We start from the raw sequence: 18,127 nt of genomic DNA, 5'->3' as shown, positions 1-18,127 counted from the left end.
ATTCAGAGATAATTTTTTGAAGAATTATTAAAAACAATTTTGGTATCAGTGTTTTATGAGATTAGAAATTTAGATAATCTACACGTTAAATATAATCCTCAGATTGTTAATCCTTCTTCTAATCAATATGCATGGAACAGAACTATTTATTCAAAAAAGTAAGAAACTAAGAAAGGGATCATCCCTTTCTTTTTTCTGTTTATTCATATCTCAATGCATCAACTGGCTTTAGTTTCGAGGCTCTGTACGCAGGCATAACTCCTGAGATCACACCTATAAGAATTGCCAGGAGAAGTCCTTCAACCATCAGGGAAATGCTTACTCCTCCTCCTGAACCTGTCATTTCACTTCCCATCATCGTCTGAAGGCCAGATGAAACAATCCATCCCAGCATAACTCCAAGGATGCCTCCAACAAGACCCACCATTCCGGAGTTAAAAAGGAAAATCATAAGGATATCCCGATTTTTAGCCCCAATTGCTTTCATGGTCCCTATCTCCTTTGTCTTTTCAAGCACAGAGGTAAACATGGTATTGGCAATACCCACTGATCCTACCAGCAGGGAAACGGCTGCAATGGCTCCGAGGAAAAGAGTCATAGTGCTGGTCATTTCGGTGACGGACTCAGCCATTGACTTAGAGGCTGTCACGGAGAAGTCTTGGTCATCTTCCTGAATAATGTGCCTTGAGATCATAAGCTTCTCCTCGATATCTTCCATCAGAGTGTCCACCTGTTCTTCACTCTCGGCTTTTACCGTAATTGTATCGTAGACATCTTCTTCCGCGTCTTCAATCAACTCTACCGCTCCATCGATTGGCATGTAGATCTTTGAGTCATCTCCCTCTCCTTTTTCTTCCAGAATTCCGACAACTCGGACTGATTTGTTATTTATTGATATTACCTGATTGATCCCAATTTTTTGGTCATAAATTTCAGTGGCGATGTCACTTCCAATGACTGCAACATATTTATCAGCTGGCTCAAGCAGCCTTCCGGATTGTGTTTCCAGAGTGGTCATGTACTGCCAGACCTGCGGATCCACACCCGTGATTGAAAGGGTTGAAGTTTCTCCTGCGTATTTCACCTTTTCATCACCCGAAATTTCTCCAGCCATGTACAGTATACCATCCATACCCTGGAGCGCTTCAAGATCATCATCTGTTAATTCAGAATCTGTTGATGATCCCCCCATTCCGGGGGGTCCAGGCATATTGGATGACGCTTTTGTATATCCCGGGGTTATGGTTATTTTTGTCAGGTCCATCTCGGCTAATTTGCTCTCCACATTTGCCTGCATGGCATCTCCTAGAGAGACGATGCCGACAACAGACCCAATCCCTATAACTATTCCTATAATGGTCAGCCAGCTTCGGAGCTTGCTGTGTACAAGCATATTCATGCCCATTTTAAGGTAAGTTGAATTTCTCATCTTACATCCTTCCTTTTTATGGATGTTGATTTTTCAATCTCAGGGAGACTTGAAGTCAGATTTCTCTTCTTGAGGCGTTTTGTCTCCTGATTTTTTTTCTTTCCTTGCCTGTACCTTTTCCTTTATTTTTTTCCGGTTCACAAATGCTCCACCTGCAAGTACTATTACTGCAATGTAAAGCAGGTATGAACTGACCACCCCATCTTTCTGTTGAGGCACACCACCAGTAATCTCGAGTTCAACTTCCTTATCAACAGTTATTCTTTGTCCTTTTGCATCCGTATATTCAATCTGGACTTTCAGTGGATTATTTTCCACGGAAGCAGCAGTTAAATTTCCTCCTTCAGCAGCCTGTGCTTTACCCGATGCTCCCTGACTACCTGTAGCTCCTCCTGAACTCTGTTTACTGCTAACGTCAAAGGAAGCTATTGTATAGTCGCCTTTCTCCAGATTTCCTACAATCGTTGATGAACTTCCCGATACCTGGTAATTGTCCTGTTTCGGGACCGATACTTTCACCGAGTATGCGATATTGTTCCCTACATTTGCAACTGAAAGTGAAATCTCTCCTTCATCACTTTCAGAGAAAGATACATCAAAGTCAGTTTCTCCTCCTACGAAAACTCCTGCTGTAGTGTTGATAGTTTGTTGATTTGAGTCATAATTTTCCATATTGAGAGTTATGTCCAGAGTATAAAGTCCAGGGTCTGCGTTTACATCTGCCATTACATCGTAAGTAATGTTTACTGATTCTCCTGCATCCAGGTACTTGATGTACTTGGTATTATCTGAGTATATGGGAAGAATCACGCCTTTTGGGTCTTTCCAGGAAACAACCATGTTCTTCAGAGATGAAGTTCCGGTATTTGTTATGATGAACTCAAGAGTCTCTTCCTTTGCAATGTCAATATTCGCCTTATCTATGGTTACAATCTGAGCGTATTCTTTACCTCTCACATCAAGATGAACTGTTTTTGTAGTAGTGTATGTGGTTGACGAAGATCCGGATCCGCTTTTATAGGTAGTAACGATATCTATATCATAGGTACCTGCAGATGCGTTAGAATCTGTCATGAGCTTGAATTTAACGACACCTCCCTCGTTAGTATCCTGCCGCGCATTCAGGTAGGAAATTGATTTTTCAAGAGATTGTCCGGAAATCGCAGTGAAAGGGTATTCCGGTTTGACGGTGACGGTAATATCTTTTACATCTTTAGTTCCCACATTCTGCACACTGACAGTAAGCTCAACAGGTTCTCCAGGGCGAGCAGAGTCCGGGTTCTGGTTAGTCAGGTTTACCTGCACGGATGAAGAGTTTATGTTTCCATTAGATGCGCCCAATGCTGTTCCAGCTCCAAGGCACACGAATACTGAGAATATTAGTAAAATTATTAGCAAAGAAAATTTACGCATTTTAATTCCTCAATTCATTTTTCGTTCGTTTTTCGATTTTTTCGATTTTTTCGATCTCCCCGTCCCTGATGTACACAACTCTTGTTGCGTATTTTACCAGTTCAAGGTCATGCGTGACGATAATGATCGTTTTTCCTTCTCTTTCGTGGAGCCCGTCCAGAAATTCCAGGATGTAATCCCCAGTCTTGCTGTCAAGGTTTCCTGTAGGCTCATCTGCCAGAATGATAGGCGGGTTCACAGCCAGGGAGCGTGCTATGGCAACCCTTTGCCTCTGGCCGCCTGACAGTTGAGAAGGAAGGTTTTTTCTTTTGTCAGAAAGCCCGACTATGTCAAGCAGGTATGTAGCCTTTTTCCGGGCTAACTGTACATCCACTTCCTGGAATTCCAGAGGCAGTAGTACATTTTCTTCCGTGCTCAATGTGGGTATGAGGTTGAAACTCTGGAAAATAAAACCGATCATCTGTCCCCGGATGCGGGCAAGCTCGGATTCAGCAAGTTCTGAGATATCTTCTGAGTTCAGGTAAACAGTGCCTTCCGAGGGTATATCCAGGCAGCCCAGCAAATTCATAAGCGTACTTTTACCGCTTCCACTGGGACCCAGAACAACTAGGAACTCCCCTTCATAGATCTCCAGATCTATTCCTTTGAGAGCTGCAAATTCAACCTCTCCCATCTGGTAAATTTTCCAGACATTGGTTAATTTAATAAGTAGTTCATCTTTGTTTTGAGAGGTTCTTACTGCAGTAGAACTTTTAGCAGTGTCACTCCCCGAGTTACTGTAGGGGTTGGTCTTTAAACCCCCCTCTGAATCATTCTCCGATTCTTCAGAGAAACTCGCTACCTCTTCAAGCGAGCTCATAATTTTAGAGGGATTCAATACCGTTTTGAAAGAATTTATTATTTTAGTTAGTGTCATACATAACCTCTAAAAGTTAGTCGTCGATAAGCCGAATCTTTTTTGAGAAAATTGAGTTCAATTTCTCCAGGCTCATATTTTCCATGCCTCATCCTATCGTTTTTTATCATGATCTAAAGCTTTTATGAGATGTCAGATATGAGATATTGTGTCTGCGATTTCTTCTCCTGCACCTACTTTTGAATAAACTTTATTTTCTTTGAAGATCCTGTATATCCTGAGAAGCATAAATCCGGAAAGTGTAAATGCAAGTAAGTCCGAAACCGGAAAAGCTGCCCAGACTCCGTCAAGTCCGTATAAACCAGAAAGGATGACAACAGCAGGAATAAGGAAAAGAAGCTGCCGGCTAATGGAAAGAAGAAAAGCAGGTCTGGCTTTACCCAGTGCCTGGAACAGGATTGATGCGACTACATTCAAACCTATCAGAGGCGTTCCAAGAACCATAATCCTTACAGCAATTTTTCCAAGTTCCAGATATTCCGGATCTGCACTGAAAATAATGAGTAGCTTTTCTGCGAAGAGGTAAACGATAATCAGACCAAGAACCCCAAAAGTCGTTGCAGCCACAAGAGACAATTTTACAGCTTCGACTATCCTACCGTATCTCTTTGCTCCATAGTTAAACCCGACAATTGGTTGCAGGCCAAAACCCAGACCCAGAAGGGGCAGGAAGATAAAGGAATTAATCTTCATTGTTATGCCGAAAACGGCAATTGCGACATCTCCTCCATAAGTTGCAAGTGCATTATACACGAAAATCATCATGACGCTGCTTGAGCATTCCATGATAAAAGACCCGGTACCAATAGCCCCGATTTCCTTAATGATTCCAGGATTCAGTTTCAAGTTTTCTGGCCTGAAGTGAACTGCCCCTTTTCCTTTAATATAGTATATCAGGAGACAAACTGAAGCTATGGCCTGGGACAATACGGTTGCAATTGCAGCACCTTCAACACCCAGCTCGAAACCAAACATGAAAAGCGGATCAAGGAAAATATTGAGGCCGCCTCCTATAAGCATAACATTCATTGCAAGGCGGGAATTTCCTTCGGATCTGACGATATTCTGAGCAGCCACTCCAAAGACAAAGAAAATCCCGCCTAAAATAATATATTTAAGATAATCTCTGGCATATGGCAGGACTCCAGCAGTTGCTCCGAAAATCTTCAAAATCGGGTCAAGATAAAGAAGACAGGGAACGGCTATAAGTATGCTGAAAATCAGGCTCAGGGAAAAAACGTTTCCAAGAGCCCTTTCGGCCTTTTCCTTTTCTTTTGCTCCAAGGGCACGTGAGATTATTGAAGAGCCCCCTGTTCCGAGAACGACCCCAAAAGCCATTATTATCATCTGGACTGGAAAAGCTATTGAGAGGCCGCCTATAGCCTGGACACTTTCTTCTCCATAGGCCAGTCCCACGAAAAAGGTGTCCACAACATTATAGAGGGCCTGTACCAGCAGTCCGATGATGACAGGCATTGAAAGTTTAAACAGGAGTTTCCTGATCTTCTCTGTACCGAGAAATTCACTTTTTTCTTCCATTCTTTCGCCTCTGGATTTTACTTTATCTCATCCGACCTGTCAGATGGAGGCTCGAATCCAGGATCAAAAAGTTTGATTGAAGCCTATGGCTAAATAACTTGAATATTTCTTTTTCTTCCAGAGTAAAGTTCGAAAAAAGAATATCTGTAAAAGAATTCAACTTTTTAAAAATAATATATCTCATTTCCTTCCCTTTTTCAGTAAGGTAAACCCTGTAAGCTCGAAGGTCGTTTTCATCTCTTTGCCTGTACACGTAACCTTTTTTTCCAGATTCTGAATGGCTCTGGCACTTGTTGCTTTGTTTACTTTCAGGGCTCTTGCATGGTTTTCCTGAGAAATTCCATTTTTGTGGTATAAAACCCGTAAAAACTCAAATTGCCCGCTTCCGATCCGATAAGCTTCGAATTCCTTTGCCATATACGGAATATGACTCCGGTAAATGTGGGCAATCGAACCGAGCAATATTGTTTGATTTTCCATAGTTTTTATCCTTCACTTTGTATAAATCCGGACGGCTTGTATTGAAATCGAATATGAGAATTGATAGTTTCATATGAAATAGATTTGATGCATGGGAGAAAATATTTTTGAGCTTAATGTAGCGCAGATCTCATTTCTAGGGATTATGAGGGTTTATATTGAAATTGGAGACAGATATAGAATAGTTCCATATGAAATCATCAAATACTTAATACATACAGGAAGTATATAATAGTTCCTCATGAAACCAAAATAAAAATTAGAAATAATTAATATACACACAAAAACCCAAAATACGTAAATGATTTTTTTAGAAAAGATAGAAGTCACCACCACCATCACACGTTACAAAAATAACTACAAAAAAATACTATAGATTCATTATCAATAACTTGAAGTGAAAAATACTGGTCTAAAAGACAATGGAAAAAATAATAACATAATAAATATATGTGGATTGCCAGGGCATGAGAGATATCCAATCACCATAATTAAAAAGCGTATTTAAGTTCCTTATGAAACCAAATTTATAGAAGTACCTCATATGCGGCATGGTTCTGACGTCTAAACAATCAAAGTGAGCTTTGAGAAGAACATAAAAAATCGTTTTTCAAAAACGTGTTAATAAGAGTTTATTTTTTCCAGATATACTAATTCAACCTGTTTGCTCAGTTGTCCTCTCCTGAACTCCTGATATCCCAGTTTGTGATAGAAACTAAGGTTTCTAACACTATGTGATCCGGTAAAGAGTTCAAACCTGGTTGCTTCTTGATTCATAATCTCAATTTCTGCCATCAAGTGAGTTCCTACACCTTGATTCTGCCAGTTCGGATGCACAATCAGCCTTCCTATATGGCAGGTATCACCCATTATAAGAGTTCTTACAGATCCTATAATTGAGTGCTTTCTGACAGCTTTTAGGAATAAGTGAGTATTGAACTCGCGTCGGATTTCTTCGACGGTCTGAAGTAAAGGTGGTAAGGTCCAGTCATTGTAGATCTGAGCTTCGCTCTGATATGCCAGCTTCTGAAGGGCTAAGATTTCATTTGCATCTTCAAGGCTGGCCCGGAAAATTTCAATTTGTTCTGCCATGTTTCTCATTCCAAGCTTCAAAAGTTAATAAAGTTAGTGCAGATTGTCAACAGATTATAGATTTGAGAATATTACACTGAGAAACCTGTAAGCTACTTTTGTCCGAAAAAAATACCGGAATAGTTCCAAGTTGTTGACAAAAAGGCATACTTTTACTTTTCGTACTCAAATTCTCCCAGTTGCATACCCGGTGCCTCGTCTGGACGAACTGAAAAACCATACTTTTCATAGAATCCGGCTTTGCCGGGAGCTGCGAATAACCAGACCCTTTTTAGACCTGTCTCCTTGCATTTTTTAACCAGCTGTTTCAAGATCATGCTACCTATTCCTTTACTTTGACAACCCGGCACTACTATTATATCACAGATCAATGCATATAGAGCTCCGTCCGAAAGCAAACGTCCAGCACCGACAATTTCCTGATCTTTGTATGCAGTTATCCAGTACCAAGTATTATCAAAGGCTCTTTTTAAGTCGCCTTCAGAAATTCTCAGGATTGGCATCCAGCCTGTACTTGAGAATAATTGAAAATACTCCTGCCAGGTAGGAGGGTCTGTTTTGTATTCGATACCTTTCATGCTTTGCTCCTGAATCTTTATTCTGAGCCTGTTTCAAAATTATATATTATTTGATTTTATATTATATAGGGGATTAGTATACATTTCGAAGAACTTACTGATGCTCAATGGGCTCATATTCACTCACACCTTCCTCCCCAACCGAAGGTTGGGAGGAAGAGAGTAAATGATCGTCAGATCATTAACGGAATTCTTTATGTTCTTGTTACAGGTTGTCAATGGCGAGATATGCCCAAACAATACGGATCTTACGTAACTGCTTGGAGACGACTAAAAAGATGGTCTGAAGAAAGTGTTTGGGATAAGATCTTTGATTCTCTCATAAGTGATTCTTATCAGAATGGACAACTCTCCCTTGAAATTGTTGCAATAGATAGCAGTTTTGTAGAAGCAAAAAAAGGGGGGAAAGTGTCGAGTATAATGGATTCAAAAAGAGAAAAGGAATAAAGATTCATGCAGCCGTAACCTCAGAAGATCTTCCAATAAGCATTGTTATTGGTTCAGGAGCGGAATATGATCCTTACAGATTTGAAGAGACTATTGGAGCAATAAAGGTAAGGACCGGATACAGACCAATAACAAGACCAGAAGAAATAGTAGCAGATTCAATTTACAATGATACGCAGGTACGAGAGTACCTGCACAGGAGAAGAATCAAAGCTTCTATTCCTGAAAACAAAAGAAACAGAAAGAAAAGAAAAAGAGGAAGACCTAGAAGATTTAGTAAAAAATCGTATGCGAAAAGGTCAGCAGTAGAAAGGTTTTTCTCAAGGATAGGAACAGGATTCAGAAGAATTATCCTAAGGTATGAAAGATTGGACAGAATATTCAGGGCATTAGTGATATTAGCAACATTCTTTATTTATTGGGAAAAGCTACAGGAGAAGTTTTGAAACGAGCTCTACCTTTAAACCCAAAATAACGAAATATAAATACTTAATGGATTTGTGAGATAAATAGCCGCTTTTGAAAAGATTATGCCTCCCTTGAAAGCGATAAAATCCCAAAATGAGGAAAAACAGTAATGGTTGATCCTGAAGTAGAACGAGGATACCGATGAAATAAATTACAGACTCATTAATATCTTTTCGGGTTATACGAAATAATCGTTCATTATTAAAGAAAGCGCTGGAAAAATATCACATTTATTAAACATCATCCTCCTACCTTATAAAATTAATTTATTAAATATTAACTGTTATATACAACCGGAACAATGATTAAACGGATAATGCTACTAAAGTGTTATCAAAATATTAATATGAGGGGAAAATTGTGAAAATCAAGGGTTTTTTGTTTATTTATTGTTTTTTAGCCCTGCTTTTGATTGTAGGGAGTACATCATCAGCTGGTGCGATACCAGCAGAGCAGTGGAACATAACTTTCGGAAACATAGAATTTGACTGTGGATATTCTACCCGGCAGACTCAGGATGGAGGATATGTAGTGGCAGGAGAGACCATGGTTAATTACGATGAAGCTAATGCTGATGCCCTCTTGATGAAACTGGATGCAAACGGAACTGAAGAATGGAACAGGACTTTCGGAGGCCCGGCATATGATTGTGCATACTCTGTCCAGGAAGCTGAAGATGGAAGCTATGTACTAGCAGGCTATCTTGAAGAGGGAGAAGAAATCGAAGAAAGAGACTCTGATGCCTGGCTGATAAAAACTGATTCTAACGGAACTGAAGAGTGGAATAAAACATTTGGCGGTGAAAAAACAGACCGTGCATATTCTATTCAGAATACCGGGGATGGAGGATACTTACTAGCAGGATATACGGAATCTTTCGGGGCAGGCGCATCTGATGCCTGGCTGATAAAAACTGACTCCAACGGAACCGAAGAATGGAATAAAACCTTCGGAGGAGTAAATGAGGACTATGCATCCTCTGTCAATCAGAGCAAAGACGGAGGATATGTAATAGCAGGATACACCAATTCTTCAGCCGGGAGGGATGAAGCCTGGTTAGTAAAAATTGACTCCAACGGAACCGAACAGTGGAATCAGACTTTTGGTGGGGAAGGTTATGATTATGCATACTCCGTCCAGGAACTCGATAACGGAGGATATATACTGGCAGGAACTACGGAATCTTTCGGGGCTGGCGGAACTGATGGCTGGCTGATTAAGACGGATGCAAACGGAACTGAAGAATGGAATAAAACATTTGGCGGTACCTATACAGACTATTTCTATTCAGTTCAGAAAACCGGAGACGGAGGCTTTTTGCTTGCCGGTAGTACCCAGCCGAGTAGTGATTATAACCTCACCCAGGCGTGGCTGATTAAAACGGATTCTGACGGGAACAGAACGTTGAATATGAGTTTTGGTGGAGAAGATAATGATGCCATACTGTTTGCTCAGGAAACCCGTGATGGAGGATATATACTGGTAGGACGTACCTCCTCATACGGCACGGTTTCTGATGTCTGGCTTATCAAAGTTGGCTCTGAGAAAGATATGGTGACCGAGCTTGATAATAACATCACAACGGAGCTTGAAAATCTCACAGATGAGTTTGAAGATCTGATGTATACATAAGCACCCTGGAATTGTGATGTGAAGAGTAGTATTGAAACTATTCTTGACATACACTGGAAAAATAATTCTACTTAAAAAAGGAATGTAAAATCATTAAAAAATTATTAAATTGAAGTAAACTGCCATGGGGCCAAAAACCCCGTGGCTTTTTATCTTATTCTTCCTTTCCTTTTTCCCTGAACCCCGGGTATAAGTTTTTAAAGCCTTAGTCATAGCGAGACCGCCGCAACAGGTCAATGATTGGACACACTAAGGACTCTATGCTGGTCGTTTATCCATAAGGAAAAAAAATTACTATTCATTTTATTTATATTAATTTCATTTATATTAATTTTATCACAAAATATTACTAATATAATCCACATATTATTACAAAAATATCAAAAAATGTTAATTTTTATTATTTTTTTGTAAAAGCATGTTAACGTTTAAATAGTAGATAATCGTAATATCCATACTAACAAAAAAGTTAGGTTTCCTTCAAAAAGCTTAACAAGCATCGATTTTCCTGCAAAAATGAAGATGCTGTTAAGCGCGAAGGGTAATAATACTAGACGATACTCTGCGGAATACAAACAATCTCCGGAAAAAGAGTGTACAAACGCTGCAGATGTTGCCAGGGAATTTAAAGGAAACTAAACAAAATTAAAGGGGAAATATTATGGAAACTGAGAGTAAAAGTGGATTTATTGCAGAACTTCCTGTGGAAACTCAGGCTATATTAAAAAATATAGCTTATCCTGTAAAAAGGAACGATATTATTGAACAAGCAAGGAAGAGTGGAGCAATCCCGGACATACTGCGGGAACTTGGCATGCTTCCGGATAAGGAATACAATAGCGTTGAGAATGTCGCCGAGGAACTTCATATAATTTACATGGGGATCCCTGCCTGAAAAGCGTAACTTACTTTTTTTCCTTTTTTTAGTAACCGATAATCAATTCAATCCTTCTCTATTTCTTTTTTAAACGTACCCTGTGGAGCCTGGAAAACAGATATTTCTCATGCCGAGCCGGTCAATTAGAAGTTCTCAAACCTTCCGACCCTTATCCCCTTTCTCCTCCCCTCTCCCTTTTCCCGACCCTGGTCTCCTTTTCTTCCTTTCCTTCTTCTCCGGAATCCCAGAGTATAGGTTTTTGAAGCTCTTTCCATTGGAAGGAAGTTTTGAATACATTAAATATAATTTGGTTATAAAATTTTGATAGGACTGTATAATATATTAAGAATAAAATAATAAATCTTATTGAACAAAAAATAAAGACATAAATAAGTGAGATATGAAATTAAGTTACAACATTGCGGAAGAATAGGATTAAGATAGATTCATTTAGCTTTTATATATTGTACATTATTAAATTAAAGGGGATAGGATTATTGCATTATCGACGTTGGACGAATTCAAAAAGCTAGTTCAGTATGGATTTGATGAAAACGAAGATTCATTAGGCGAAAAAAAGAAGTCCGTTTTTAACCAGCTGAAAGCATACCTGATTGAGAGTAATATTGAAGTAAGGGATTATATAGCTCCCGATGGGAAGTGGAAACAACTAGAATCTACGAAGTGGTATGTAAATATTTCAGGGAAGCACCCTTACAAATTATTTTTAGATGCTGGTTTAAAAAGGGTGTGGATACTCTACAGTTTATTAGATGCCAAAACTTCAGATCAACTCATTAAAAGCTGGATCGAAAATAAAAAAGGACTTGACAACTGTTGGCTATCCAGAAAACAACTCCTCTACTGGGGAAAAAAAGAATATTGGACTTCCAGAGGCTATGGATTCAAGTTTTCAGATGGACTTTATTCAAAAGAAGAGGCTGGCAATTTTAGTTTAAAAGCATGGTATAGACCAAACAGACCCATCGGAGGCTTAGAAGAAATTATCGAATCTGCAAAAGAAAATTTTGCGATCCATAGCTCAAGATGGGACAAAAGAAACAATGGACATGTAACAATGTCTACTGAATGGTACAGTAACGGAAAAGTTACTGTCAACAGGGGAACCGATGTGGATGAGACATTGTTAACAATTTCTGAAATAGCAAATAAGTATTTTGATTCTTTAAATTACGCCACAACAATTCGTGACACCTCAATGGGCGCCTTTGAAATTAATTTCAGCCAAGAAATAAATCTGGACTTCTTCTCACAAAAGGTATTAAAAGGAACCGGAGAGATGAAACTATGGCTAGTTGAAGTTGAAAATGAAGGTGATTTCCGCAGATTTAAAGGCTTAGATCTACATACATGGGATCGCGTTTTACTGGATATAGGGCTAAATTATGCATATCTAACTATTCCTGGGAAAGGTTGTGTGAATGCGGTTCCGCGAATCGCTACAATTCAGGGAGAAAACAGCGCTGGTAAAACATCAATATGTCATGACGGAGTAGAGATTTTTGCCTAAAGACGAGCGAATTACTTTATGGAGGAATGCAATCCAGCTATTCCATAGATATACAAATTTTGTGGGGCCCTTCAAAGCCGCAGGTTTTGACAAATATCTAGTAGAAACTTTACTTTATACTAAAGATGGCATATTGATAAATCCCGATATCTTAAGCAGTTCAAACGAGGGGTGGCTAATTTTAGAGTTATCGTTTAGCCAGAATTCCAAAGAATACAACTTGGATAAGTATAAAAATGCAGACCCTCGGTATTTAAATCAATATGGGTTTAAAGTTCATAGTTCAGACCCAGAGATTATATCTGGAAGGTTGGAGTCTATAAATGATGGTGAAGTGTGTAAGTTAATCCTCAAAGACAAATTGGAAGTGGAGAATCCAGACTGTTTAAAAAATAGAATCCTTGCTGAAGCACTAATTAAATCAAATGGTACCGATTTATCCAAACTCCCTCAGATCCCAATATCTTTACTTCCTGAAATGGACACCAAGACCGGAGAAATTAGGAGGGGATTAGTGGATATCGTAATGCAGATATTTGATCCTTCTTGTGAAGGAAAATCTCTGATTCAGATCGTAGATGAGGGGCTTGACAAATTAGCAGAGATCACAGCCGTGGGAAAGAAAGAGCGTCTCAAGAATCAAGTACAAAGCCAAATGGAACTATTGATGAGTAACTACCTTAAAGGATACTTGGAATATAAAGATGGAAAATACAGAGCAACAGATAAATTCAAAGCAACACATCATGTAGCAAGGGAAAATGTATCTAATGGAATAAGAGAATGGGCATTCAGTACCCAGACCACGCTTAACGGATATCCAGGAAAAAAGACTAAGAAAAAAAAGGTTAAGAAATAATTACAAAATAAATATTTTACCAAGTCCATTTGAACTACCTTTATACACTAAAAAATAAATTATTTAGTAATCAATCCTATCAATTTTCCTCTCACTTTTGAACTCACTTAAATATAATGATCCATATGTTATGAAATTCGAAGGATGATTACGATAGTTTTTTATCAAACTGGTCTTTATGTTCTTTGATACATCAACCAGTTCGCTGAGAAATTCGATCTCATCATTAAGCCATACTTCCTTACCTAACTCCATTAATTTATCTCTGCGCTCATTTGAAGGAGGATGGGTCTTTGATGGATAATTAGGTTTAATAAAATATTTTAATGATTCAAAAATATCAATGTAACTCATTAAAACTGAAGACAAAAATAAAAGTTCCCTTTTTTTATCAATGTCATTGCCTGACAATATTTCAATTGCAAATTTATCGGCTTCAAACTCTTTGAGTTGCGTGTGCGTGTATACTCTACGAGGTGCAGATTTATTGTCCGAATCAGATGGTAAGACATCAAAGAAATTGGCATCAATTAACTTCTCTTCATCGAGATGGTTTAATAAGAAATGTGCATACTCGTGGGCTATTATAAATAACAGATGAATTTTAGTGACTTCTTCAACATGAGAATCTATGCTTTCCGGAACTTCACCTCTTGAATCTAATTCAAAATCAAAAGCTTCAGAAGATAGCATTATTCTCATAGCTAGGGTTATAGCGTCACGAATTGTATTTTCTGAGTTTATGGTTTCTTTGTGGTTAATAAGATAGAAGCCCAAATTCATAAAATATAAAAACTTATTCAATGCCTCAGGTATTATTATTATTGATCCGAGGTCTGTTTTAGTAACACATCCAGAAGTGTCATCGGTAAAGACAGTCCCAAAATAGATTTCATCAGTTTTGTGCGCATACTGTACGTCTAATTCTCTTTTAAACATTTCAAAAATGGAATCATCAAATTGATTTGTCAGTTTCCATTCAGAGTTTTTCACATAGCATGCTCTTTTGCTAATTGTGCGAAAAATTCTCCTATTATCCAAAACAGAATCTGCACGTAACTTGAGTAGTATATCTGATGCATTTAAAGGAAATAAAATTCTTTCAATTTCTTCAACTGAACAAATAGAGAGATAGTCATGACGAATATCTATTTCATCCTTTGTCAACGATGACCAGCTTTCAGGGAACTTGATTATTGACTGCTGATGGATGCCATTATTTAAACCTTGATAATATTGATCTTTAAACTGTGGATCTTTTAAAAAATCTAATAATAGATTTTTCATCTTTTCTTTTGATTTATTCATACAACACCTTTTATATTTTAATCCACTTCCACATGCACAGGGAGTATTCCTACCAATCTTACTCATTGTATCACTACATAAACTAAAAGTTATATCACACATCTCTTTGACATATTTTGTGTCTCAATATGTTCTGAGATGATTCTATTTGCAGAACTTTTAAGTTAATTCAAAAAATTAGAAAACAAATCTAAAAATAGTTGTTATGAATTAATCTAAGATAACTTTTTTGGGCTTACTCTCTTTATTCTTCGGCTCTTTTTCTGATCCTTAAGAATCTTTGCTAATCTCCTCTAATCCCGGTAGATAAGAATCTTTAAAGCCTCGTCCTTACTGACATTTAATTTTTTTGAAACCTTATTGATTGTCTGAATTTCGTTTTTCGAAAGGAAAACAGGTTCAATATCGTTCTTGCCCCAGCGCATCAGCATTACATTTTCAATGCTTATATTTTTTAGCTGGGCTACGCAGAATTCGACAGCTTAAGCTCTACTGGAAAACACTTATTCTTTAATCAATGACTCGATCCAATCAAGAAGATCACTATCAAGAGTAATACTGAATCGTCCTTTCATCATATATGTATAAGGTTTCTGTATTAAAATACTATTTTGTTATTTTTGTGAACTGAAACAAAAAGAATGTTTTACATAATGATGCCTTTTCTCTGAATATGCCGGAATTAATCCAAAACACCCTTCCGACCCCTGCCTCCTTTTCTTCCTTTCCTCTCTCCCCGGAATCCTGAATACAAATTTTAAAGCCTTGGACATAATGAAGTTGAGTTTATTAATCAGATTGACAGCTAGTCGTAAAAATAGGAATCCAGAGAACTAAAAACAAAACCGTTTTAAGCATTAATCTTTATACAAATTTCTGGTGTTGGGCAGTTGATAGATCAAGAGGAGATTCACAAGCAATGTCTTAGCGATGATCCAAAAGAATGTATCAAGGGATTAAAGCAATTAGAAGATGATTTTTCGTTACTTCCTGATAAACAAAACGCATGGGATGTCTTAATTAGACTTACGGCCGATAAAGAATGGGAGGTTAGGAGTGGGGCTGTCGGTGCCCTAAGTTTTGCTTTTTTTGAAGTTCCAGATAAACAAAACGCATGGGAAGACTTAATCCAACTGGCTAATAATAAAGGAGGTAGTTTTACTATGGGGTCTCGCGAGATTTTTAGTTCTCTTTTCCCCCATATACCCGATAAACAGAAGGCATGGAAGGGTTTAATTCAACTGGCTAATAATAAAGAAAACAGTTTTATTTTTTGGGCTCATTACACTTATAGTTCTGTTTTCTCTCACGTACCCGATAAACAACAAGCATGGAACGACTTAATCCTATTGGATAATAAAGAAAATAATTTTATTTTTTGGGCTCATTACACTTATAGTTCTGTTTTCTCCCACGTACCAGACAAACAACAGGCATGGAACGACTTAATCCAACTGACTAATAATAAAGAAAGTACTTTATTATCAAAGGCCCACGATATTTATAGTTCTGTTTTCCCTCACGTACCCGATAAACAGAAAGCATGGAATGACTTAACTAAACTAGCTAGTAGTGAAGGAGATCATTTTACTTCGTTGGTTATTGATACTTACAGTTCTGTGTTCCCTCAAGTGCCTGATAAGAAACAAGCTTGGGATGATTTACATAGATTTACAGATAATAAAAATAAGGATATAAGGTATAGTGTTGCCAAAGCTCTCGGCTCTATGTTTCCTTATGTGCCAGATAAAGACCAAGCATGGGACGATTTACATACACTCGTCAATGACATCGAAAGCTTAGTAAGATCTGGGGCTGTTAATGCCCTCGGTTCTGCGTTTTCTCACATGCCAGATAAGCATCAGGCATGGAATGACTTACACAAGCTGACCAATGATGAAGATAGTTATGTGAGGGCTTGTGCCGCCGAAACTATTGGCTATGTATTTTCTGACGTACCAGATAAACAACAGGCATGGAATGATCTGTATAGACTGGTCAATGACGAATACAGTTATGCAAGGTCAAGGACTGCTTCTGCCCTTGGTTCTGTTTTTCCTTATGTGATAGATAAAGAAAAGGCATGGAATGATTTAATTAAACTGACTAATGATCCAGAAATGGATGTAAGAGCCTACTTAAACCAATCTCTTGGAAAAATATCTATTTTCAAGGCTTCGCAGGCAGAAAACGAAGAGGATTATAGAAAGGAATTAGAAAGTGCAATTGAATTTTTTGAAAAAGGTTCACAAGAATCTACAGTATGGAACAATCCCTCTCAGTTTTGCCTTCCTTTTTACCGTTCATTCCATACAATAGTTTTCAAAAAACAGGAAGCTAAGGAAGAACTAGACAAATATCTAAAAGAAGCGAAAGATGCAGTTGAAGGCTCAAAAAGTAAAGAACTACTTTTAGAAGCTGTTGAAAATCTTGCAAACGCATTAAAAGAAGTCCAGAATCTGGATAATCTGGACTTAGATGCAAAAAAAAGGGAGCTTAATTTTTATAGGCAATACTGTGATCGTGCAGCTGAGCTAATGATAGATTCTGAGGAGGCGGCACCACATGCTGCAGGAGTTCTGAAAAAAGGACTGCCTATCTTTGGTAGAAATATAAAAGAGCTTCTCGAAGAAATTCAAAAGAGAACGGGACTAATTCGTGAGCAGACAAAAGGAACTCAATTTGAAGAATTGGGTGATGAATTAAATCAAAATAGTCAGTCTCTTTCAGAGGTTAGAGATCCAGTAGGGTTTAGAAAACAAGTAAATAGCATGCAAAACACATTGAGGGCCATTTGTTCCAAGTTTCCAGAAGGTCAGAAAGGTGAAGCATGCGAATTGCTTGAAATGATGTATGCAGAGCCATCAATTGAAGATAAAATCCCTCTTATGGTTAATATCTTAAGTAAATTCTCTTATCAACTGGATATGACGGCTCATTTAAACAGAATTGAAGAGAAATTGGATCAGAAGTTGAGTTGTATAAGCTATGATATTTTCAAAATCAAACTGAATTCGCATAATGTTATCTTAAACCTTGATGCTATGAAAAAGGAATTGGAAAAACTGAATGAAACAGAAGTCCGAAATGCGTTATCTATAGATAAATTGAATTCCACCCAGGCTGAGAAATTAAACGATTTAAAAAATGATCTGAAAAAGCGCCTAGAGGACATCGAAGTCCTGGTTAAGAAACTTCCTAATAATGAAGACACTAAGGAAATTACTAATTTACTGAGCGAATTAAAACAATCAGACTCAGATATGTTGCTACAAAGATCTTCAGGATTTGCTTCAATAATGAGCTTAATAATTTCATTTGCGCAGCTGTATCAGCAGTACGGACCTGTTTAAAGTAGATACCTATCTTCCTCTTGTTGTTTTCAATAGCAAATCTGCCGTTTTTTGAACATGATCTATATCATGAAGATTAAATTCAAAACACCCTTCCACCCTTTATCCCCCTTCTCTTTTCCAGACCCCAGTCTCCTTTTCTTCGTTTCATCCTTCCCTTGAACCCTATAAGCTTTTGAAGCTCTTCTTTTCGAAGGCGGTTTTA

General features: G+C 37.9%; 17 protein-coding genes. 8 read left to right on the top strand and 9 right to left on the bottom strand.

What is annotated here, in order from left to right; genetic code table 11:
- Positions 1 to 199: 199 nt before the first annotated feature.
- The 7 genes from ACZ5A8_RS05690 to ACZ5A8_RS05660 form a co-directional block, all read right to left on the bottom strand.
- Positions 200 to 1,429 carry an ABC transporter permease gene (locus ACZ5A8_RS05690; RefSeq protein WP_464532729.1) on the bottom strand — a complete coding sequence of 410 codons (1,230 nt, stop codon included), beginning with the start codon at positions 1,427 to 1,429 and terminating at the stop codon, positions 200 to 202.
- A gap of 39 nt (positions 1,430 to 1,468) precedes the next feature.
- The gene (locus ACZ5A8_RS05685) at positions 1,469 to 2,842 is read right to left on the bottom strand and encodes a COG1361 S-layer family protein (RefSeq protein ID WP_464532727.1); all 1,374 of its coding nucleotides are present in this window, start codon (positions 2,840 to 2,842) and stop codon (positions 1,469 to 1,471) included.
- Position 2,843: 1 nt separating this feature from the next.
- The gene (locus ACZ5A8_RS05680; protein WP_464532726.1) at positions 2,844 to 3,758 is read right to left on the bottom strand and encodes an ABC transporter ATP-binding protein; all 915 of its coding nucleotides are present in this window, start codon (positions 3,756 to 3,758) and stop codon (positions 2,844 to 2,846) included.
- 132 nt (positions 3,759 to 3,890) lie between these two features.
- On the bottom strand, positions 3,891 to 5,297 hold the full coding sequence (locus ACZ5A8_RS05675; protein ID WP_464532725.1) for an MATE family efflux transporter: 1,407 nt from the start codon (positions 5,295 to 5,297) through the stop codon (positions 3,891 to 3,893).
- A 180-nt stretch (positions 5,298 to 5,477) separates the two neighbouring features.
- Entirely contained in the window at positions 5,478 to 5,777 is a 300-nt protein-coding gene (locus tag ACZ5A8_RS05670) for a hypothetical protein (protein ID WP_464532723.1), read from the bottom strand.
- A gap of 621 nt (positions 5,778 to 6,398) precedes the next feature.
- On the bottom strand, positions 6,399 to 6,869 hold the full coding sequence (locus ACZ5A8_RS05665; RefSeq protein ID WP_464532722.1) for a GNAT family N-acetyltransferase: 471 nt from the start codon (positions 6,867 to 6,869) through the stop codon (positions 6,399 to 6,401).
- A 152-nt stretch (positions 6,870 to 7,021) separates the two neighbouring features.
- Positions 7,022 to 7,447, bottom strand: coding sequence for a GNAT family N-acetyltransferase (locus tag ACZ5A8_RS05660; RefSeq protein ID WP_464532721.1), 426 nt, complete (start codon positions 7,445 to 7,447; stop codon positions 7,022 to 7,024).
- Between the two features lie 72 nt (positions 7,448 to 7,519).
- Here ACZ5A8_RS05660 and ACZ5A8_RS05655 point away from each other — a divergent pair, with 72 nt between their 5' ends.
- From ACZ5A8_RS05655 to ACZ5A8_RS05635, 5 genes are all read left to right on the top strand, one after another.
- Positions 7,520 to 7,894 carry an IS5 family transposase gene (locus ACZ5A8_RS05655; protein WP_464534029.1) on the top strand — a complete coding sequence of 125 codons (375 nt, stop codon included), beginning with the start codon at positions 7,520 to 7,522 and terminating at the stop codon, positions 7,892 to 7,894.
- Complete coding sequence (locus ACZ5A8_RS05650; RefSeq protein ID WP_464534028.1) at positions 7,891 to 8,340, top strand: transposase; 450 nt, start codon at positions 7,891 to 7,893, stop codon at positions 8,338 to 8,340. The genes ACZ5A8_RS05655 and ACZ5A8_RS05650 overlap by 4 nt, the downstream gene beginning before the upstream one ends.
- Positions 8,341 to 8,722: 382 nt before the next feature.
- Complete coding sequence (locus ACZ5A8_RS05645; RefSeq protein WP_464532719.1) at positions 8,723 to 9,994, top strand: hypothetical protein; 1,272 nt, start codon at positions 8,723 to 8,725, stop codon at positions 9,992 to 9,994.
- 516 nt (positions 9,995 to 10,510) lie between these two features.
- Positions 10,511 to 10,633, top strand: coding sequence for a hypothetical protein (locus ACZ5A8_RS05640; protein ID WP_464532718.1), 123 nt, complete (start codon positions 10,511 to 10,513; stop codon positions 10,631 to 10,633).
- A gap of 22 nt (positions 10,634 to 10,655) precedes the next feature.
- Complete coding sequence (locus ACZ5A8_RS05635; protein ID WP_464532717.1) at positions 10,656 to 10,889, top strand: DUF2795 domain-containing protein; 234 nt, start codon at positions 10,656 to 10,658, stop codon at positions 10,887 to 10,889.
- 125 nt (positions 10,890 to 11,014) lie between these two features.
- Here ACZ5A8_RS05635 and ACZ5A8_RS05630 read toward each other — a convergent pair whose 3' ends face one another.
- Positions 11,015 to 11,146, bottom strand: a complete 132-nt coding sequence (locus ACZ5A8_RS05630) for a hypothetical protein (RefSeq protein ID WP_464532716.1) — start codon at positions 11,144 to 11,146, stop codon at positions 11,015 to 11,017.
- 236 nt (positions 11,147 to 11,382) lie between these two features.
- On the opposite strand from ACZ5A8_RS05630, the gene ACZ5A8_RS05625 reads away from it, so the two are divergent.
- Together ACZ5A8_RS05625 and ACZ5A8_RS05620 are read left to right on the top strand one after the other, a co-directional pair.
- Entirely contained in the window at positions 11,383 to 12,402 is a 1,020-nt protein-coding gene (locus tag ACZ5A8_RS05625; protein WP_464532714.1) for a hypothetical protein, read from the top strand.
- The gene (locus ACZ5A8_RS05620) at positions 12,395 to 13,261 is read left to right on the top strand and encodes a hypothetical protein (RefSeq protein ID WP_464532713.1); all 867 of its coding nucleotides are present in this window, start codon (positions 12,395 to 12,397) and stop codon (positions 13,259 to 13,261) included. The genes ACZ5A8_RS05625 and ACZ5A8_RS05620 overlap by 8 nt, the downstream gene beginning before the upstream one ends.
- A 63-nt stretch (positions 13,262 to 13,324) precedes the next feature.
- On the opposite strand, the gene ACZ5A8_RS05615 is transcribed toward ACZ5A8_RS05620, so the two are convergent.
- Complete coding sequence (locus tag ACZ5A8_RS05615) at positions 13,325 to 14,635, bottom strand: SEC-C metal-binding domain-containing protein (RefSeq protein WP_464532712.1); 1,311 nt, start codon at positions 14,633 to 14,635, stop codon at positions 13,325 to 13,327.
- A gap of 824 nt (positions 14,636 to 15,459) precedes the next feature.
- On the opposite strand from ACZ5A8_RS05615, the gene ACZ5A8_RS05610 reads away from it, so the two are divergent.
- Positions 15,460 to 17,922 (top strand): HEAT repeat domain-containing protein, encoded by a 2,463-nt coding sequence (locus ACZ5A8_RS05610; RefSeq protein WP_464532710.1) that lies wholly within the window; start codon positions 15,460 to 15,462, stop codon positions 17,920 to 17,922.
- Positions 17,923 to 18,127 lie beyond the last annotated feature (205 nt).

This window comes from Methanosarcina subterranea (genome assembly GCF_055385895.1).
Note: the sequence above shows the minus strand (reverse complement) of the source record. Positions and strands in the feature narration are given on the sequence as shown.

Coding starts and splice junctions, on each gene's coding strand:
- ACZ5A8_RS05690 (WP_464532729.1), bottom strand. CDS start 1,429: ATGAGAAATTCAACTTACCTTAAAATGGGCATGAATATGCTTGTACAC.
- ACZ5A8_RS05685 (WP_464532727.1), bottom strand. CDS start 2,842: ATGCGTAAATTTTCTTTGCTAATAATTTTACTAATATTCTCAGTATTC.
- ACZ5A8_RS05680 (WP_464532726.1), bottom strand. CDS start 3,758: ATGACACTAACTAAAATAATAAATTCTTTCAAAACGGTATTGAATCCC.
- ACZ5A8_RS05675 (WP_464532725.1), bottom strand. CDS start 5,297: ATGGAAGAAAAAAGTGAATTTCTCGGTACAGAGAAGATCAGGAAACTC.
- ACZ5A8_RS05670 (WP_464532723.1), bottom strand. CDS start 5,777: ATGGAAAATCAAACAATATTGCTCGGTTCGATTGCCCACATTTACCGG.
- ACZ5A8_RS05665 (WP_464532722.1), bottom strand. CDS start 6,869: ATGGCAGAACAAATTGAAATTTTCCGGGCCAGCCTTGAAGATGCAAAT.
- ACZ5A8_RS05660 (WP_464532721.1), bottom strand. CDS start 7,447: ATGAAAGGTATCGAATACAAAACAGACCCTCCTACCTGGCAGGAGTAT.
- ACZ5A8_RS05640 (WP_464532718.1), top strand. CDS start 10,511: ATGAAGATGCTGTTAAGCGCGAAGGGTAATAATACTAGACGATACTCT.
- ACZ5A8_RS05635 (WP_464532717.1), top strand. CDS start 10,656: ATGGAAACTGAGAGTAAAAGTGGATTTATTGCAGAACTTCCTGTGGAA.
- ACZ5A8_RS05630 (WP_464532716.1), bottom strand. CDS start 11,146: ATGGAAAGAGCTTCAAAAACCTATACTCTGGGATTCCGGAGAAGAAGG.
- ACZ5A8_RS05615 (WP_464532712.1), bottom strand. CDS start 14,635: ATGAGTAAGATTGGTAGGAATACTCCCTGTGCATGTGGAAGTGGATTA.